This is a genomic window from Streptomyces sp. CA-288835, assembly GCF_050936385.1.
In the GTDB taxonomy this organism is placed as follows: Bacteria; Actinomycetota; Actinomycetes; order Streptomycetales; family Streptomycetaceae; genus Streptomyces.
Genome location: NZ_JBNJMW010000001.1, coordinates 7,339,783 through 7,357,397 on the forward strand (window position 1 = coordinate 7,339,783; position 17,615 = coordinate 7,357,397).

Consider the following 17,615-nt stretch of genomic DNA (forward strand, 5'->3'; position numbering starts at 1 on the left):
CCGACCGAGGGGTCTCCCTTGCTGTCGCGTTCGTCAACTCACCGACAGCTCCGCCCAGATGGTCTTGCCGTCGTCCGTCGGGCGGCTGCCCCAGCGCTCGGTGAGCTGGGCGACGAGTAGCAGTCCGCGCCCGCCCTCGTCATACGTCTTGGCCCGGCGCAGATGCGGGGCCGTGGCGCTGCCGTCCGACACCTCGCAGATCAGCGTGGCGTCGTCGTCATCGTGGATCAGGCGCAGCCGTACGGGCGGACTGCCGTGCCGGATGGCGTTCGTGACCAGTTCGCTCACCACGAGTTCGGCCGCGAACGCCGCCTCGTCCAGTCCCCAGACGCCCAGCTGCTCGGTCGCGTACTTCCTTGCACGTGCCACCAGGGCCGCGGCAGGGGGAACGTCCCAGGTCGCGACCTGGGAGGCGGCGAGGCCCTGGGTACGGGCCAGCAGGAGCGCCACGTCATCGGCCGCGCCGTCAGGGGGCAGCAGGGTCCGTACGAGCTCCTGGCACGTCTCGTCCAGCGAACCTGCCGATCGCGCCAGCACCTCGCACAGGAGCTCGTAACTCCCGTCGATGTCCTGGACCCGGTTCTCGATCAGGCCGTCGGTGCACAGGGCGAGCACGGTGCCTTCGGGCAGCTCGAGTTCCATGCACTCGAAGGGCAGTCCGCCCACGCCCAGCGGCGGGCCCGCGGGTACGTCGATCTGCCGGGGGGTACCGCCCGGCACGGCCATGACCGGCGGCGGATGGCCGGCTCTGGCGAAGGAGCAGCGGCGCGAGACCGGGTCGTACACCGCGTAGAGACAGGTGGCGCCGACCTCGCCGGTGGCGTGTCCGTTCCCGGCCTCCGCGGAGAGCCGTACGACGAGGTCGTCCAGGTGCGTCAGCAGCTCGTCCGGCGGCAGGTCGACGTCGGCGAGTGTACGTACGGCCGTGCGCAGCCGCCCCATGGTGGCGGAGGCCTGGATCCCGTGGCCGACGACATCACCGACGACCATGCCGACGCGCAGCCCGGACAGCGGAATGACGTCGAACCAGTCCCCGCCCACCCCCGCACGCGCCGCCGGAAGATAGCGCGAAGCCGTCTGCAGTGCGGCAGTTCGGGGCAGCGTCTGCGGCAGCAGGCTGCGCTGCAGGACCAGCGCGGTCTCGCGCTCGCGGGAGAAACGGCGGGCGTTGTCCACGCAGACGGCCGCTCTGGCCGTGATCTCCTCGGCCAGCAGCACGTCTTCGGGGGTGAAGGGTTCGGGGCTGCGGTACCGCACGAACACGGCGACGCCGAGGGTCGCGCCGCGGGCCCGGATCGGCACCGACATCGCCGAGTGCACGCCGTACTCCTTGACCCGCTCGGTGCGCATCGAGTCCCCGGCGAGCCAGTCGTGGAGAGCGGCGACCGGGTCGGACCGTACGGTCGTCCGGCCGGCCAGCAGCGAGTCGGCCTGCGGTGACGAGGCCGGGTACGTGTCGACCTCGCCCGGCTCGATCACGGCTTCGGGACAGCCCGGCGTGATCGACCGATGGGCGGCGCGGCGCAGGACCACAGGGGCGGAGGGGATGCTCGCCGGGGACTCGCCGCTGTCGTCCGGCGGGTCCATGAGGTCGACGCTCACGAAGTCGGCGAGACCGGGCACGCACACATCGGCCAGTTCCTGGGCGGTGCGCGTGACGTCGAGCGTGGAGCCGATGCGGATGCTCGCCTCGTTGACCAACTGCAGCCGCTGGCGGGCCAGATCCTGCTCCGTGATGTCGTGCGCGGTCAGACAGACCCCGCGCACCACACCGTCGGCGTCGGTCAGCGGTGCGAACTTCGCCGACCACGGGTGGGCGTGCTGCTCCCCGCCCGTGCGTAAGTAGATGTCCACGTCCTGCTGTTGACCGGTGCGGAACGCCCGGCGCAGATGCCGCTCGAGTTCCTCGCTCTGCCGCTTCCCGCCGATCTCCGTGAGCCGCAGGCCGCGGATGCGTTCCTCGGGCAGGCCGATGACGCGTTCCATCGCCTCGTTGATCCTGTGCAGCCGTAACCGGTCGTCATAGATCGCCATGGGGCACGGGGACTGCTCCAACAGCGCTGCTGACAAAGGGTCGTCGGACGGCAGCGGACCTCTGTCCCCCAGCGGGCAGATCACCCGCCACTCGAAGCGCTCGCCGGACTCCGGCCGACTGCGATGGGCGAGCACCCACACGGACACCTCATGGCCGTCGCGATGGCGCAGGGTGACGCCGCCGCTCCACCGGTCGGCCGCCGCCTCCGGAAGGACGACCTTGCTGTCCGGGGCCAGCAACCGCTCCGCGGGCCGGCCCACGACGTCCGGCGCTGCATGCCCGAGCAGCCGCTCGGCGCCCTCGCCCCATTCGACGACGGCGCCGGTGCTGTCGATGACCGCCTGTGCCGAACCGGTCTCGTCGAATGGGTCCTTCGGTCCTTGTCCCGCTGTGTCCTTGTGCCGGCTCATCCTTATACGAGCCTCGTTTCTCCCGGCTCGAGATCTTGAGCTGTGAAACGCAAGAGCCCTCGGTGAACAGAATTCTGTTTGAAGGCTAAAGTGCGCGCCGGGGTCGCGGCAGCCTTACTGCCGAGTTTGCGGCCCCCGTCACATACGAAGCGGCGCCCGGGGCACATGCCCCGGGCGCCGCTCTATCGTGGCGAGCCGGTCCGTCAGCTGAAGATGATGCCGAAGGCCTTGCTGCCGGTGCGGTTGTCGTAGACGACGTCGCCGGTGGACTTCTTCCAGATCCTGATGCGGTACGTGTCAGGGGAGTCGGTGACGGTGATACGGAAGCCGTAGCCGCCGCTGCCGTTGACCGTTCCGGAGCCCTGGTACAGGGCCTCGGAACCCGTGACCACCAGCCAGTCGGACGAAGTGGACCGGAACTTCAGCTTGGCGGCCGCGTAGTCGAAGGTGGCGTTGCCGCTCGGAACGGTGGCGCCCTTCTTGTACTTGGCGCCGAAGGAGAAGGCCGCCGGACCCTTCAGGGAGGGCTTGGCGGGGTAGGCGCCGGCCGGGGAGGCGATGATGCCCGCACCTGCCACGGGACCGGCCGCCCGGTCGTACACGACCAGTTCGGCCAGCTTCCTGCTGTCCGAGCCGCCGTCGTCGTCCTTGACGGTGATCTCCGGACGGTAGATACCCGCCTTGGTGTAGGTGTGCGCGGCCTCGCAGCCGGCGCCGGTGACCTTCCCGGCGGTCGGCTCGCTGCCGTCCTTCCAGTCGACCCGGCAGGTCTGGGTGTCGCCGGAACCGGGATCGGTGAAGTCGGCCGTGACGACCGCGCTCTTGCCCACCGACACCGGCGACGACGGGCCCGTACCGGCCGTGATCATCGGGGCCGCGTTGTCCACGGTCACGGTGAGCGTGTCGCTGCTGCGGCCACCGGACAGCGTCACCTCGTACGTACCGTCGTCGTCGCAGGTGATCGCGGTGAGAATGGCGTCGGGGTCGGAGAAGGAACAGGGTGCTCCATCCTTCACCGTCCACTTCGGGTCGCCGGCTCCGGAGATGGTGCCGGTGAGGGAGATCGCGCTGCCCTCGGTGCCCGAGGCGTCCGGACCCGCACGGACGACGGTGACCGGGTCGATGCTCTCCAGGGTCGGAACGACCTTCTTGATCAGGCCGTCGGAGTCGAACTCCAGCTTGTCGAGGGTGGTTTCACGGTGGGTGCCGTCACCGCCGGGGATGGCGAAACGGTGGTAGGCGATGTACCAGTCGTCGGAGTTCGGCACCTTCACCACCGAGTGGTGGCCGGGTCCCTTGACGCCGAGCGAGAGGTCCTTCTCCAGGATCACGCCCCGCTTGGTCCAGGGACCGGTGGGGGAGGATCCGGTGGCATAGGCGACGCGGTAGTTCTCGTCCCGCGTGTCGTTCTCCGACCACATGAAGTAGTAGGTGCCCTTGCGCTTGATGACGAAGGTGCCCTCGTTGTAGCCGCTCGGGGTGATGTCGGTGACCTTCGAGGCGTCGAACGACACCATGTCGTCGTTCAACGGCACGACATACGCCCTGCCGTTGCCCCAGTACAGATACGACTGACCGTCGTCGTCCGTGAAGACCGCCGGGTCGATCATCTGGCCCTCGTAGGCGCCACGCGGGACCAGCGGCTTGCCCAGGGGGTCCTTGAACGGGCCGGTGGGCGAATCGGAGACCGCGACACCGATGTTCGTGTCGGCCGAGTAGTAGAAGTAGTACTTCCCGTCCTTCTCGCCCATCGTCGGCGCCCAGGCCCGGCTGTCGGCCCAGCTGACGTCCGGTCCCAGGTCGAGGATGACGCCGTGGTCCTGCCAGTTGACCAGGTCCTTGGAGGAGTACGCCTTGAACTGCGTGCCGCTCCAGCCAGGGAAGCCGTCGGTCGTCGGGTAGATGTAGAAGGTGTCGCCGAACCTGACGATGTTCGGGTCGGCGTTGAGACCCGGCAGGACCGGGCTCTTCATCTCCAGGGCCCGGACCGTCCAGGTGCGCTTCTCGCCGTCCGAGCCGGTCACCTCGTACGTCACCGGCTCGGTGAAGTCGCGCAGGGTGCCGGACGCGGGGCTGATGCTCGCGCCGTTGGCGAGGCCGAACTCCGGTGCCAGGGCGGTCACATCACTGCCCGCGGTCAGCGGGAGCGTGATCCTGCTGTCCGCGTCGTCGATGATCGCGTCGGTCTTCAGCGCGGGGTGGGTCGCCGAGGCAATCCCCGTGGTGTTCCCGCTGAGCTCCAGGATCTCGGCGGGCGACAGCGCCCGGTTGTAGATCCGGAAGTCGTCGACCTCGCCGCCGAAGTACGGGTCGGGGGCGTACATGGACCGGCCGATGTAGCCGGAGTAGCCCTTCGACGCGTCGTACATCTCGGACGGCTTGATGGTGACACCGGTCGCCCGGGCCGCCTCGGCGCCGTCGACGTAGAGGACCGCCGTCTCGGTCGCGCTGTTCACCGTGACGGTGACGTGCTTCCACTCACCGGGAGTGAGCTGCGAGCCGCCGACCATCTGCTTCTCGCCCGACCAAGTGGCCTTGGTGATCGCGGAGAAGACCTTGCCTGCGCCGTTGGACGGGGTGGCGAAGAGGTACTTGTCGCTGTCCGGGCCAAGACCGAAGAGCCACTGGAAGTTGTCCCCGCCCTTCCACTTCACGTGGGTGGAGACGGTGACGCTGTCAGCGCCCTTCAGAACGCCGTTCGGGATGCTGACGTACGGGGAGGTGGTGGAGGAGCTGGAACCGCCGGACATCTTGAAGGAGCCGTCCTTGACCCCCGTTCCGAAGTCGGGCGTACGGACGTACGTGCCGTGGTAGCCGTGCCCGCTGGAGTCACGGGCGATGTTGCCGCCGGTCTCGTCGAAGTCGTAGCGCAGCAGCAGGTCGGCGGGCACGTCCGGGCCCTGAGCCGAGACCGTGACCTCTGCCTTGGCCTTGAGCGCGGCGCCGTCGGGCAGGCTGCCCTCCACCGTGAAGGTGCCGGCCTGCGCGTAGGCCGAGGCCGGGACGTCGTCCCAGGTGACGGCGACGGGCCGCTTGGCGCCGTCGGCGTACTCGGCGATCACGGTGCCCGGCAGGACCGGAGCCTCACCGATGCCCGTCGTCACCTTCACTTCCTCGACCGACTTGACGAGCTCGTCCGACTGGTAGGCCTTCAGCAGCCGGTCGTACTCGGCCTGCGTGACCGGAAGCACCGTGCCATGGCGAGGTTTTGACGGCAGGTCATACCCGGTGGACGGCGTCCAGTTCCCGGAGGCGAGGTCCGTCGTCTCGAAGGGGATGTAGCCGCGGCCGCCGAACTCGTCGAGGAACGCATACCACTTCTCCTCGGTGTTGGACTTGAAGACCAGCGGTCCCTCGGCGGCGCTCATCTCCCCCTTGCCGATGCCCTCGGCGACGAAGTCGTAGGAGGGGTCGAGGATCGAGTCGCTCTTCTCGTGGAAGATGAACTTGCTGTTGGGGGTGGAGGAGGTGTTGTTCCGCTCGTCCTTGGACAGGCGGTGGTAGGTGCCGTCGTGCTCGATCATCGTGGAGTCGATGACCGAGTAGCCGCGATCGATCCACACCTTGGGCTCGCTGAACGTGTGGAAGTCGCGGGTGGTGGCGTACATCATGCGGTTGTACGTGTCGCCGGTGTGCGCCTCGTTGTCGTACAGCTTCGAGGCCCAGAAGACGACGTACTCGCCGAGCTTCTCGTCGTAATAGGCCTCCGGGGCCCAGGTGTTGCCCGCCGAGTCCGGGGAGACCTTGACCAGGCGCTGGTTCGTCCAGTTCACCAGGTCGGTGGACTCCCAGACCATGATGGACTTGCTGCCGGTGCGCTGCGAGGCGTCCCAGTTGCCGTTGCCGTAGATCCGCAGGTCGGTGGCGATCTGGTAGAACTTGTCGCCCTCGGGGGAGCGGATGATGAACGGGTCGCGCAGACCCTTCTCACCGAGCGTGGAGGTCAGGACGGGCTTGCCCTCGTTCAACTCCCGCCAGTTCAGCGGGTCGTTGCCCTTGCTGAGAGCGGCGTAGAGCTGCTCGCCGTCCGAGGTGCCCTCGCCGGTGAAGTAGCTGAACATATAGCCCTTGAGGGCTTCCTTCTTCGGCAGTTCCGGCACCTTGGCGGTGAAGGTCCGAGTCGCCTTCGCGTCGCCCTTCGTGACCGCCGCGGTCAGCTCCACGGTGGTGTCGCCGTCACCGTTCGCGGGGCGCTTCACCAGGCCGTCGGCGTCGATGACGTCCGGCTTCGCGGACGACCAGGCGACCTTCGTGCCGTAGTCACCGGTCGCGGGGAGGGTCAGGTTGCCGCGTACGTCGTCGAGGTTGTGAACGGACAGCGCCTCGGCGGCCTGCTGGGTGGCCGTGGCGTCGTCGGCGGCGGCGGGGACCGTGATGTCGAAGCTCTTGGTGTCGGTGACGGGTCCCTTCTTCAGGGTCGCCGTGAGCGTGGCGCGGCCGTCCGGCTCACCGGCCGGCGGGCGGGTGACCTTGCCGGTGGCGGAGACCACGCCGGCGTTGTCCGTGGCCCAGCTGATCTTCGATCCGCCGGCGGTGCCCGTCGCGGGCAGCTTCAGGTCGGAGACGATGGCGTCGGTGTCACCGAGGCTGAGGGCGGCCTTGTCGTCGGCGACGCCCTGGGTCGCGACGGGGAGGGAGAGTTCCTCGACCTCGGAGCCGCCGAGTGCCCGGTTGTATACGCGGAAGTCGCGGATCTGGCCCTTGAAGAGCTTGTCGCCCGGGTACACGGACTTGCCGATGTAGTTGGCGGTCGTCTTGCCGGAGCCGATGGCACCCGGGGTGATGCTGACCGACGTGTTACGGGCCACCTCGACGCCGTCCTCGTACAGCACACCCGTATTGCCGGTCTGCGTGTACGTGACGTGCTTCCACACGGAGCGGGTGAGGTTGCCGGACCCGGACGGCCGGGTCGTCTGCTCCGTCGACCAGTTGCCGGTGGCTATGGAGGTCCGGAAGCCGTCGCCGGTGGTGAAGAGATAGCCGTTGCCGGCGGTACCGCTGGTGTTGCCGAAACCGTAGAGGAAGTACGGAGTGGCCTGCGTGGCATCGATCTTCACGTCCATCGAGACGCTGATCGACTCCATGCCGCTCATGATGTTGTCCGGCACCTTGATGTAGGTGTCGGAGCCGTTGAAGGCGAGTCCCTCGCCGCTGCCGGACCAGTCGGCGGTGCCGCTGACGGTGCCGTTCCGTCCGTTCCCCGAGGCATCGGCCGCCACGCTTCCCGAGCCGGCGTCGAGCTTGTACCAGAGGGCCAGGCCATCGGTGATCTCCGCCGCCTGTACGGGGGAGACGGGCCCGGCGAGACCCAGGAACAGTGACGCGGTGGTCAGCCCGGCGAGATGGCCCACCAGGCGTCTCGCGCGTCTGCGAGGCCGGTCGGTCTGCGGCATTTCAGTCTCCTCGTTGAGACGTCGTTCGTCGCTTATCGCTGAAGGAACGAAGTGAGGCGCGTGATGGCGGGCCCTGACCCCCGAGACCCCGCTGTTTCGTCTGTGTGACGTCGCGTTGCGAGAGTGTCAGCCGGGGTGTGGCGGACCGTCAAGAGTTTTCGAACAATGTCCGACTGGTCGGACAGATTGCTCCCGTGTCCCTCTACTTGATAGACGCCCCACATTCCCGGGGTCGTTCAGGCGAGAGCCGCCCGGTGCACCGCCCGCACCAGTCGCTCGTTCTCCGGAGCCGCCCCGCCCGGGAACGACATCCGGCGCCGTGTGTCGCCGGCGCGTACATCCCGGCGAGCCCGCGCGGAGGCGACGCCGCCCGCCGACGCCTGGCCCTTGGCGCGCACGGTACGGGAGTTGGCGATGCTCTCCAGCGTTCCGGGCTCCGGCACATGCTCGGTCAACTACCCGGATTGAAGTCCCGGGCTTGCTGCTCGGGTCATCACTGGCGGTGATGAGGCCCGGCTGCGTCCAGCTCTCACGCGATGAGGGCGAGGGCAGGGGCCTGTGACTCGGCCCCGCGGACCCACGCCATCCAGCCGCGATCGGCGATGTTGTGGGACGCGTTCAGGTCTGCGTGCTCAACGAAGCCGCAGGACCTGCAGGTGAATATGGCCTGGGAGGGCCGGTTGCGTTTGTCGATGTGGTGACACCGGGAGCATTCCCGGCTGGTGTTCGCCGGGTTGACATACACCAGCGGGACGCCTGCGCGCTGGGCCTTGTAAGCGATGAAGGTGCCGAGCTGGTGGAAGGACCAGGAGTGCAGCGTGACGCGTTGGGGCTTGCGTAGCCGTGCCCGATCGCGATGCCCGTGAGGTCTTCCAGGGCGATCCCGCGCGCGGTGCGTTCAGCCTCCGCCACGATGCTCTTGCTGATCTTGTGGTTGATGTCCCGGGCCCGGCGTGCTTCCTTGCCCGCGTGCTTCCTCGCCCGCCGCTTGGCGGACTTGGTGTTCTTCTTCTGCAGCTTGGAGCGCAGCTTGCGGTCCGCCTCGCGGTGCCGGTTGACACGTCGTCCGCAGTGGCGTGTGCCAGTGGAGGTGGAGGCGATGTTCACGATCCCCAGGTCCACGCCGAGGAACCCTGCCGGGTGGGCGTTCGCCCTGGCCTCGGGAATGTCGCAGGTCGCGATCAGATACCACTGGCCGTCTCGGCGCAGCAGGTCCGACTCGCCCTTGCGGTGTGCGGCCAGTACGGCGAGCTGGTCGTCCTGGCCGGTGAAGGCGAGGTTCTTCATGCGGCCGGTCGTGGTCCAGATCGAGACCGTGCGGTCGGGTATCTGCCAAGACAGGCAGCGGTCGTCGTAGGGCTGGGCCGCGTCCTTGCGGAAGGTGATCGGTTTGCCGGTGGCCTTGGTGTGCCGCTTCGAGCCGGGCTTGCCGAGGTTCCCGACTTTGAGGTTCGCCTTCAGCGTGGTGTAGGCGTCGGCGACCTTGCGCAGGACGTGCAGGGCGGGCTGCGCGGACAGGCCCCGCGCCTTCAGCTCGCCGTAGGCCATCGCCTGCAGCCGGGCCCGGGAGGTCACCTGGTGGTCGTACGCATGGGCGGACAGCCAGTTTGCCGCCTCGTTACAGGCGTGCAGAGTCGCCTCAAGTGCCAACGCTTGCTCGGGCGTTGGCAGCAGCTTCACCAGCACCACCAGCTTCACAACCCCGGACCGTAGTGCGACAACCACACACACGACCGCCGTTCACTCACAGGTCACCACCACCAGCGACCTATGGGACGGTTGTTCGCATGTCACGGCTCCGCCGGGCAGCCGTGCGGGCGCTCCGCGGTCGACGGAAAGCATGCGTCGCCGCTCCGCGTCGCTGCCACAGAAGGCGATTTCCCCCAGCGTGGACGCCGGGGCACCCCGCCCGAATCAGGGGACGATTTTCGACGGCCGCGCAGGACTCCTGAGAGCGGTGGTAATTAGAGTGGCGCGTGTCGTGAACCCACCAAGGTTGCGGCACTCGAGCATCTCTGGTCCCCGCCCTACTTCGCCGCCTCCGCCGGAGGCGGCCCGCTGAACGTGGTCAAGGAGTACATCGAGAATCAGAAACGTCCCGGATGATGCAGTGCCCGGCTCCGTCGGCAGAGGAAACACCGCGCCCCTCCGGGACGCCACATCGGGATGCGATTCCTCCCGATGGCTGAAGCCACGTGAGACGCACGCGTACCTCCTGTTAATCGGTACCGGGAGGTGTACCGGTTCAATTCACCCGCAACAAGAGGGCGTTGGCGTAGGCGAGCGGGCATGCTGTGGGTGGGCGTCGGCGCGGCGGGGGCCGGGCCCTGGCGCGCAGGGCGTGAGGCGAGGAGTAGTCCATGGCAACGATTCCGTCGCTCCCCAGCAGGGATGACGTGGCGCGTATCGCAAGGAACACGACCGACATCACCGGCCAACTTCTGGACACCGCGGGCAATATCACCCGTATAGCCATCAACACCTTCGATCCACGGGACGGTTCGGGAGCGGAGGCGCTGCGCGTACTACGCGAAACCACAGCCGAACTGGCCGAGGCAAGCGCGTCCCCCCAGGCCCAGGAAGCCTTCTACCGCATCGTCGACACCCTGACGCGCCTAGGCACAAGCGGAGCACCGCTAGCCACCCACCCGGTCAGCGAACCCGCCCAGGCCTTGCTCACGGCACTGGGCGACAGCCTGCTCCCGGTCCTGGACGCGGTCGGCCCTGCCCTGGAGGAGACGGCAGAGGCACTGGGCGAACTGGTAGAGGCGACGTCCCCCCTACTCCCCGCAGCGGCCGGCCTGGCAGCAGGCACCCTCCTCGCCCTGACCCCCCTCCTACGAGCCGCAGCGGACGTCCTACGAGACTCATCCCCCGAACTCCGCCGCATAGCCGACGCGTTGACGGCAGCGCTGGCTCCGCTACTCCCCTTGCAGCTCGCCCTGGCGGAACGAACCGCCGCCGCAGGCGCAGGCATCGCCCGCACAACCCTCCCACCCCTGGCCGACCTCACAGAAGCAGCAGCCGCCACCATCAAGGCAGGCCGCCCCCTCCTGATCGCCGGCGAGGAGCTCCTGGTCTCCGGCCTGGAACACGTCCAGCCCCTGCTCCTGGCGTCGGCTTCCCGGGCGGGCCAGGTGGTCCGGGAGGCGGCGGTACGGGTGTCGGCGGCGGTGTCGCCTGCGGCGGAGCGGGGGGTTGTGGTGGCGGTGCAGCCGGTGTGAGGTGCGCGCGGCGGGGCGAGCACCGCTCCGAGCGAGTGACGCTGGTGGGCCATTCCGTCTGACCGTCAGCGCAGTGTCCAGCTTCAGACAAGCTCCCGGGAAGGCATCCGCCATGTCCGACCTCGACAGTCAGATTCCCTACTGGGATGCCGCCGCGGCCACGAAGACGTTCACTCATCCGCTCCATCTGCCCTGGCTCAACGGGATCGGCAGGCACGCGGCGATCCTCGACTACGGATGCGGCTACGGCCGCACCGTGGAGGATCTCGAACGGCACGGCTTCGACAACCTCACGGGCACCGACACCTCGCCAGGAATGATCAAACGGGCCCGCCGCCTGCACCCTGCCATGCGCTTCGCAGCCCTGGATGCACCACCGGTGTCCCCGTACCCCGACGCCGGTTTCGACGCAGCTCTGCTCTTCGCCGTACTCACTTGCGTCCCCAGCGATGAAGCCCAACACCGGCTGATCGCCGAGCTGAACCGCGTCCTCAAGCCCGGCGGGATCCTCTACATAAGCGACCTTCTGCTGCAAGACGACGAACGCAACCGCAGTCGCTACAGCCGCTATGCCGACCGCTACGGAAGCTATGGCGTGTTCGAGACGAGCGACGGTGCGGTCTGCCGCCACCACTCCCGCGAGTGGCTCTCCGCCCTCCTCGCCGGCTTCGAAACCGTCGACACCCGGACCATCACGGTGGCCACCATGAACGGACATGAGTCAACGGGAATCCAGCTCCTCGCCCGCAAGCCCACGACGACATGAGCGCGGCGAACTCAGGATCCCTGCTTGCGCATTCCCGCCGCCAGAACCACCGTCGGCACCGACACCAACACTGCCCATCCCAGGCATCGTGTCCGCCCGCCGCACGGCGGGCCACCGTCCCGGCGGCAGGAGCCCCAACTCCCGGGGTGCCGGTCATGAGGACCCCGATAGGGTGCACCCATGCATGATCTGCGCGTGGGGTTCAGCTACTTGGGGCAAGGGCAGCGTTGGGTTGCCCGGCATGGGAAGCAGTTCGGGTTCGGGCTGATCCCGGGGCTCATCACGCTTGTGCTGTATGCGGCCGCGCTCGTCGGCCTGGCCGTGTGGGGTACGGACTTCGTGGCCTGGGCCACCCCGTTCGCAGATGACTGGGCGAGCCCCTGGCTGGGCCTCTTCCGAGGGTTCCTGACGGCAGTCCTTTTCGCGCTCGCGCTCCTCCTCTCTGTCGTCACCTTCACCGCCGTGACCCTGCTCATCGGGCAGCCCTTCTACGAGAAGCTCTCCGAGTCCGTGGACCGGGACGTTTCGCCGGACGGGACGGCGCCGGAGTCGGGGCTGTCGTTGTGGCGGGAGTTGGTGATCTCGGGGCGGGACAGTCTGCGGATCGTCGTCCGGGCGGCGGCGTGGGGCGTGTTGCTGTTCGCGCTCGGGTTCATCCCGTTCGTCGGGCAGACCGTCGTGCCCGTCATCGGGTTCTTCGTCACCGGGTTCTTCCTGACCGAGGAGCTGACGAGCGTCGCGATGCAGCGCCGTCGCGTCGAACTCCGCGACCGCCTCCGCCTGTTGCGCGCCCGTAAGACCCTGGTGTGGGGCTTCGGCACCCCACTCGCCCTCGCCTTCGTCGTACCGTTCGTCGCCGTGTTCCTGATGCCCGGCGCGGTCGCGGGCGCCACACTGATGGCCCGCGACCTGCTGGGCGAGCAGACGGAAGACGGAGAAGGAGAGGACGAGGGCGAGAGCCAGGGTCAGGGGCCAGGTCAGGTCCGGGGCGACTCCGTCACCTGGTGACCTACCAGGACACCGAACCGACCTGCCAGGACACGTCCTGAACGACTTGCCAGCAACGCGTCCTGAATTACCTGGACCCCTCCGCCGCCACCCTCACGATCTCGCGGACCTGCCCGATGATGTCCAGCCGGTTCTGGACGAACTGCGGATCCGTGACCGTACCTGTCGCCGGATCCGTGTTGCCCGTACCGAACTGCAGCACCGGCGTGTGCACATGCCCGCCGGGCAGCGAGCCGCGCAGCCCGAGGCGGTCGCGCAGCAGCGTCGCCCGGTACGCGATCTCGTTGGACAGGTAGTTCCCGCCGCCACCGGCCCGCGCGGTCGAGCCCGGCGTCGGACCCCCGGGACGTACGACCGGATCCGTACCGCCCGCCGGAATCTCGGTCACCTCCGTGTTGTCGTACACGGGGAAACGACCGGTATTCGCGGCCACAATCTCCTTGTACGGCAAGGTCGTTGACGTCCACTGCGGCTGCGAGGCCGGGTCGTTCACCGGGATGGTCTCCGTGCGCGACAGGTTCTCGTTGTCGGGGAAACCGCCCCGCCAGGCCCCGTTGGTGCGCTCGACGTCAAAACGACCCACCCGGCCCTGGCTGACCGTGGTGAACAGGTCGACCCGGGGGAGGTACGGACGCAGCGTGCGCTCCACCGTTCCGTCGGTGAAGTCCTGCCAGCGGACCGGGAAGAGCGCCGTTTCGATACGGGCCGGACCGTCGGCCGTCTTGATCACCGTGCCGTCGAGGGCAAGGGCCGTAGCCCCCGACGGGTTGGAGATGCGTACGTCCCGGTCCAGCGTGAACGGGTCGAAGCCGGTCACCAGGATCCGCTTCACGCCCTTGACGCCCTTACCGCCCCTGCCGCCGTGTGGATAGCGAATGGTGTCCTGACCGCGCGAGGTCCGCTCAAGTGAGGCCAGCAACCCAGCCCGTTGGGTATCGGAAAGGCCGAACTCCGGCTCCCACTGGCGTACTTCCCGCGTCATCCCGAGCCGCGCCCAGTACAGCGGCCGGTCGTCGTCCCGCGAAAGATCGCCACCCGCCGGACCCCGCCCCTGCGCCCGGTCCACGGCCCGCTGCCACAGCCGCGAACCTTGCCGTACGACCACCCGCTCGGCCTCCGCATATGACCGCACCTTGCCCAGCGCCCGCGCCAACTCCGGTGCCACCGCGTCGAATCCGGAACGCCGCAGGATCTCCTGGGGCGCCGCCCTGTCGAGACGCTGTTCCTCCACGGTGGGCGCGGCCTTGGGTTCCTCGGCAGCCAGGGCAGGCGGAGTCGCGAGGCCCGCGAGGGCGGCCGCCAGTCCGAGGGCGCCAAGCCGAACACGTATATAACTCAAGGGAGTTCATGTCCTTCCGTCACGCGAAACGCCGGGTGGCGGAAGTATCGCGTGACGGATGGGACGTACGCCATGGGGCCACGGTCGCCAAAACAGCGCCGAAACCGTCAGCCCTCAGTAGCCGTCAGCCCCCGGAAGCCGTCAGCCCCCGGAAGTCGTCCGTCCCCCCGAAGCCCTCAACTCCCCTTCTCGCCAAGCAAGGTGAGGAAGTCCCGGAACGCACCAGCCATGTCCACCTTCTCCGGCGCCAGCAGCCACTGGTACTGAAGCCCGTCCATCACCGCGACGAGCAGCGGAGCCGCCCGCTCCGGAGTGAGTCCGCTCGGCAGCCGCTCGCCGTACTCGGAGCGCAGAATCCCCGCCATGTTGGCGCGCACATTCTCGTACCGGCCGGTGAAGAACTCGCGTGCCGGATGCTCTTCCGTGACGCTTTCGCCGAGCAGTGCCGAGAAGGTCTGCACGATGCCCGCCCGCATCGAGTTGTAGTCGACGAGCGAGGCGAGCAGGTCGAGCCGCCAGTGGGAGTCCGGCAGTGCGTCCCACTGGTCGCGCTCCTCCAGGACGGCGACGAGCATGGCCTCCTTCGTCGGGAAGTAGTGCAGCAGGCCCTGCTGGGTGAGCCCCACACGTTCCGCGACCGCACCGAGACTCGCCCCCCGGTAGCCACGCTCGGCGATCACCTCCAGGGCAGCCCGGAGAATCTCCGCGCGCCGCTCGGCACCCCTGATGGCCCTGGTCGTCGACATATCTCCACCGTAAGTCATGCACATGAAGATTCACATAACGGCCAGGTTACGGAACCTACCTATCTACAGGTAACACGTGCACGATGGACGGACGGCACGGACGTCGTCAATGAGGAGGCACCGGCATGGCGGGAACGCAGGGCAATCAGGGCAACTCCGGGGCAAATCGCGGCAGTTCCCAGGCAATCCAGGGCAACGCCCAGGCGCACCAAGGCAACCCGCCGGCCGACCAGGCCACCCGGCCGGCCGACCAGGCACGCGAGGCCGTCGTCGAAGCCGCGCTCGGCAGGCTCGACCTCGACGCGAAGACGCGGCTGCTCGCCGGTCAGGACATGTGGTCCCTGCCCGCGCTGCCCGAGATCGGCCTCGAGTCCCTGGTCATGTCCGACGGCCCGATCGGCGTACGAGGCGTGCGCTGGACCGCCGACGACCCGTCCGTCGCGCTGCCGTCCCCGACCGCCCTCGCCGCCACCTGGGACCCCGAACTCGCCCGCAGGGCAGGCGTGTTGCTCGCCCAGGAAGCCCGCCGCAAGGGCGTGCACGTCCTGCTCGCGCCCACCGTCAACCTCCACCGCTCGCCGCTCGGGGGGCGACACTTCGAGGCGTACAGCGAGGACCCGTATCTGACGGGGCGGATCGGCACCGAGTACGTCCGCGGCGTGCAGGAAGGCGGCGTCGGCACCACCGTCAAGCACTTCGTCGCGAACGACGCCGAGACCGAACGCTTCACCGTGAACAACCTGGTCTCCGAACGCGCCCTGCGCGAGCTCTACTTGGCCCCCTTCGAAACGATCGTCGCAGGCGCCCGCCCCTGGGGCGTCATGACCGCCTACAACTCGGTCAACGGCACGACGATGACCGAGCACCGCCACCTCGTCGACGAAGTCCTGCGTGGCGAATGGGACTTCGACGGCATCAACGTCTCCGACTGGACGGCCGCCCGGTCCACCGTCCCCGCCATCGAGAGCGGCCTCGACATTGCGATGCCCGGCCCGCAGACCGTGTACGGCGACGCGCTCGCGCAGGCCGTACGGGACGGGCGGGTCGAGGAGGCCACCATCGACGCGGCCGTACGGAACGTGCTGCGGCTCGCCGCCCGCACGGGCATCCTCGAGGGCGCCGAGCCCGTCGTAACCGAGCTGCCCGAGACCGTCGACGGCGAGGCCCTGGCCCGCGAGATCGCCCGCCGCTCCTTCGTGCTCGTACGCAACGAAGGCGCCCTCCCGCTCCCCGAAGGACACCGAGTCGCCCTGATCGGCGCCGCCGCCCGCGACGCCCGCGTCCTCGGCGGCGGGTCCGCCACGGTCTTCCCCGCCCGGATCGTCTCCCCGCTCGACGGACTCACCGCCGCCCTGCCCGAGGGCACCCTGACGTACGCGGTCGGCGCGGACCCGAATCAGGAACTCACCCCCGCCGACCAGGGGTTCGAGCTGCGCGCCGTCTGCCGGGACGCCGACGGCAACGACATCGGCACCGGCTCCGCGCCCAACGGCCATATCCAGTGGATGGGTTCGGACCTCCCCGAGGGCGTCACCCACGCCGCCCTCCACACCGTCGAGCTGACCGGCACCTTCACTCCGCGCGAGAGCGGCGCGCACACCTTCGGCATCAAGGGCCTCGGGGCGTTCACGCTCACCATCGACGGCACGACGTACTTCGACGACGTCCAGCGCCCCGAGTCGGACGACCGCTTCGAGTCGTTCCTCCGGGCCCCGACGCCCCGAGCGCAGGCAGAACTGATCGCGGGCGAGCCGGTCGACGTCTCCCTCACCTACGTCCTCGCCCTCCCCGAGGGCATGCCGATGCCGGTCGTCACCTTCACCCTCGCCCACCGGGAGCCGCAGCGAGACCCCGACGAACTGATCGCGGAGGCGGTCGAAGCCGCCCGCGCCGCCGATACCGCCGTTGTCGTGGTCGCCACCACCGAACTCGTGGAGTCCGAGGGCTTCGACCGGAAGGACCTACGGCTCCCCGGCCGCCAGGACGACCTCGTCCGCGCGGTCGCCGCCGCCAACCCGAACACCGTGGTCGTCGTCAACTCCGGCTCCCCGGTGGAACTTCCCTGGCGAGACGAGGTCGCCGCCGTCCTGCTCGACTGGTTCCCCGGCCAGGAAGGCGGCGCCGCGCTCGCGGACGTGCTGACCGGCGCGTACGAACCGGGCGGCCGACTCCCCACCACCTGGGGCTCTCTGACGGACGCCCCGGTCACGCAGGTCACTCCGGTCGACGGCGAACTCCCGTACAGCGAGGGCGTGTTCATCGGCTACCGCGCCTGGCAGAAGGAGGGCAGGACTCCCTCGTACGCCTTCGGTCATGGCCTCGGCTACACCGACTGGACGTACGAGTCGGTCAAGGTGGAGGGCAGCACCGTCACGGTCCGCGTCACCAACTCCGGTGCGCGCGCGGGCCGCGAGGTCGTCCAGGTGTATCTCGCGCCGACGGAGACTGACCCCGAGCGGCCGGTGCGGTGGCTCGCCGGTTTCGCGGGTGTCGAGGCCGGGCCCGGTGAGACCGTCGAGGTCAGCGTCGAACTTCCGCGCCGCGCCTTCGAGATCTGGGAGGAGACCGCTGGCTCGTGGGCGTTCGTGAAGGGTTCGTACGAGGTGGAGGCGGGCCGGTCGATCGCAGACCTACGGGTCACGACGACGATCGACGTGTGACGGCAGCGGGGCCCTTGCGGACCCCGGCGGGCCC

General features: G+C 68.8%; 9 protein-coding genes and 3 pseudogenes. 5 read left to right on the forward strand and 7 right to left on the reverse strand.

The annotated features are described in order from the left end of the window. Window positions 1-33: 33 nt before the first annotated feature. From ACQEVY_RS33195 to ACQEVY_RS33215, 5 genes and pseudogenes are all read right to left on the reverse strand, one after another. Window positions 34-2,445, reverse strand: coding sequence for a SpoIIE family protein phosphatase (locus ACQEVY_RS33195; protein WP_432953071.1), 2,412 nt, complete (start codon window positions 2,443-2,445; stop codon window positions 34-36). 203 nt (window positions 2,446-2,648) lie between these two features. Further along, entirely contained in the window at window positions 2,649-7,838 is a 5,190-nt protein-coding gene (locus ACQEVY_RS33200) for a family 43 glycosylhydrolase (RefSeq protein WP_432953072.1), read from the reverse strand. Window positions 7,839-8,074: 236 nt separating this feature from the next. Continuing rightward, window positions 8,075-8,284 (reverse strand): annotated as a pseudogene (locus ACQEVY_RS33205) (hypothetical protein); the annotation flags it as partial. A gap of 83 nt (window positions 8,285-8,367) precedes the next feature. After that, window positions 8,368-8,655 carry a zinc ribbon domain-containing protein gene (locus ACQEVY_RS33210; protein ID WP_432955523.1) on the reverse strand — a complete coding sequence of 96 codons (288 nt, stop codon included), beginning with the start codon at window positions 8,653-8,655 and terminating at the stop codon, window positions 8,368-8,370. 134 nt (window positions 8,656-8,789) lie between these two features. Further along, window positions 8,790-9,386, reverse strand: a pseudogene (locus ACQEVY_RS33215) (RNA-guided endonuclease TnpB family protein); the annotation flags it as partial. A gap of 462 nt (window positions 9,387-9,848) precedes the next feature. Here ACQEVY_RS33215 and ACQEVY_RS33220 point away from each other — a divergent pair. The 4 genes and pseudogenes from ACQEVY_RS33220 to ACQEVY_RS33235 form a co-directional block, all read left to right on the forward strand. Further along, window positions 9,849-9,944: pseudogene (locus ACQEVY_RS33220) on the forward strand (transposase); the annotation flags it as partial. Window positions 9,945-10,198: 254 nt separating this feature from the next. Continuing rightward, window positions 10,199-11,062 (forward strand): hypothetical protein, encoded by an 864-nt coding sequence (locus tag ACQEVY_RS33225; protein WP_432953073.1) that lies wholly within the window; start codon window positions 10,199-10,201, stop codon window positions 11,060-11,062. A 112-nt stretch (window positions 11,063-11,174) separates the two neighbouring features. After that, window positions 11,175-11,828: a class I SAM-dependent methyltransferase gene (locus tag ACQEVY_RS33230; RefSeq protein ID WP_432953074.1), complete on the forward strand. Its 654-nt coding sequence runs from the start codon at window positions 11,175-11,177 to the stop codon at window positions 11,826-11,828. Between the two features lie 180 nt (window positions 11,829-12,008). After that, window positions 12,009-12,836 (forward strand): EI24 domain-containing protein, encoded by an 828-nt coding sequence (locus ACQEVY_RS33235; RefSeq protein ID WP_432953075.1) that lies wholly within the window; start codon window positions 12,009-12,011, stop codon window positions 12,834-12,836. A 67-nt stretch (window positions 12,837-12,903) separates the two neighbouring features. Here ACQEVY_RS33235 and ACQEVY_RS33240 read toward each other — a convergent pair whose 3' ends face one another. Together ACQEVY_RS33240 and ACQEVY_RS33245 are read right to left on the reverse strand one after the other, a co-directional pair. Beyond that, the gene (locus tag ACQEVY_RS33240; RefSeq protein ID WP_432953076.1) at window positions 12,904-14,175 is read right to left on the reverse strand and encodes a pyroglutamyl peptidase; all 1,272 of its coding nucleotides are present in this window, start codon (window positions 14,173-14,175) and stop codon (window positions 12,904-12,906) included. 176 nt (window positions 14,176-14,351) lie between these two features. Beyond that, window positions 14,352-14,939 (reverse strand): TetR/AcrR family transcriptional regulator, encoded by a 588-nt coding sequence (locus ACQEVY_RS33245; protein ID WP_432953077.1) that lies wholly within the window; start codon window positions 14,937-14,939, stop codon window positions 14,352-14,354. A 107-nt stretch (window positions 14,940-15,046) separates the two neighbouring features. Between ACQEVY_RS33245 and ACQEVY_RS33250 the strand changes: the two genes are divergently transcribed. Then, window positions 15,047-17,581, forward strand: a complete 2,535-nt coding sequence (locus ACQEVY_RS33250) for a glycoside hydrolase family 3 protein (RefSeq protein WP_432953078.1) — start codon at window positions 15,047-15,049, stop codon at window positions 17,579-17,581. Window positions 17,582-17,615: the final 34 nt, after the last annotated feature.

Excerpts from the sequence above, each read along its gene's own strand:
- ACQEVY_RS33225 (WP_432953073.1), top strand. The coding sequence starts at position 10,199 with ATGGCAACGATTCCGTCGCTCCCCAGCAGGGATGACGTGGCGCGTATC.
- ACQEVY_RS33250 (WP_432953078.1), top strand. The coding sequence starts at position 15,047 with ATGGCGGGAACGCAGGGCAATCAGGGCAACTCCGGGGCAAATCGCGGC.
- ACQEVY_RS33230 (WP_432953074.1), top strand. The coding sequence starts at position 11,175 with ATGTCCGACCTCGACAGTCAGATTCCCTACTGGGATGCCGCCGCGGCC.
- ACQEVY_RS33200 (WP_432953072.1), bottom strand. The coding sequence starts at position 7,838 with ATGCCGCAGACCGACCGGCCTCGCAGACGCGCGAGACGCCTGGTGGGC.
- ACQEVY_RS33235 (WP_432953075.1), top strand. The coding sequence starts at position 12,009 with ATGCATGATCTGCGCGTGGGGTTCAGCTACTTGGGGCAAGGGCAGCGT.
- ACQEVY_RS33195 (WP_432953071.1), bottom strand. The coding sequence starts at position 2,445 with ATGAGCCGGCACAAGGACACAGCGGGACAAGGACCGAAGGACCCATTC.
- ACQEVY_RS33245 (WP_432953077.1), bottom strand. The coding sequence starts at position 14,939 with ATGACTTACGGTGGAGATATGTCGACGACCAGGGCCATCAGGGGTGCC.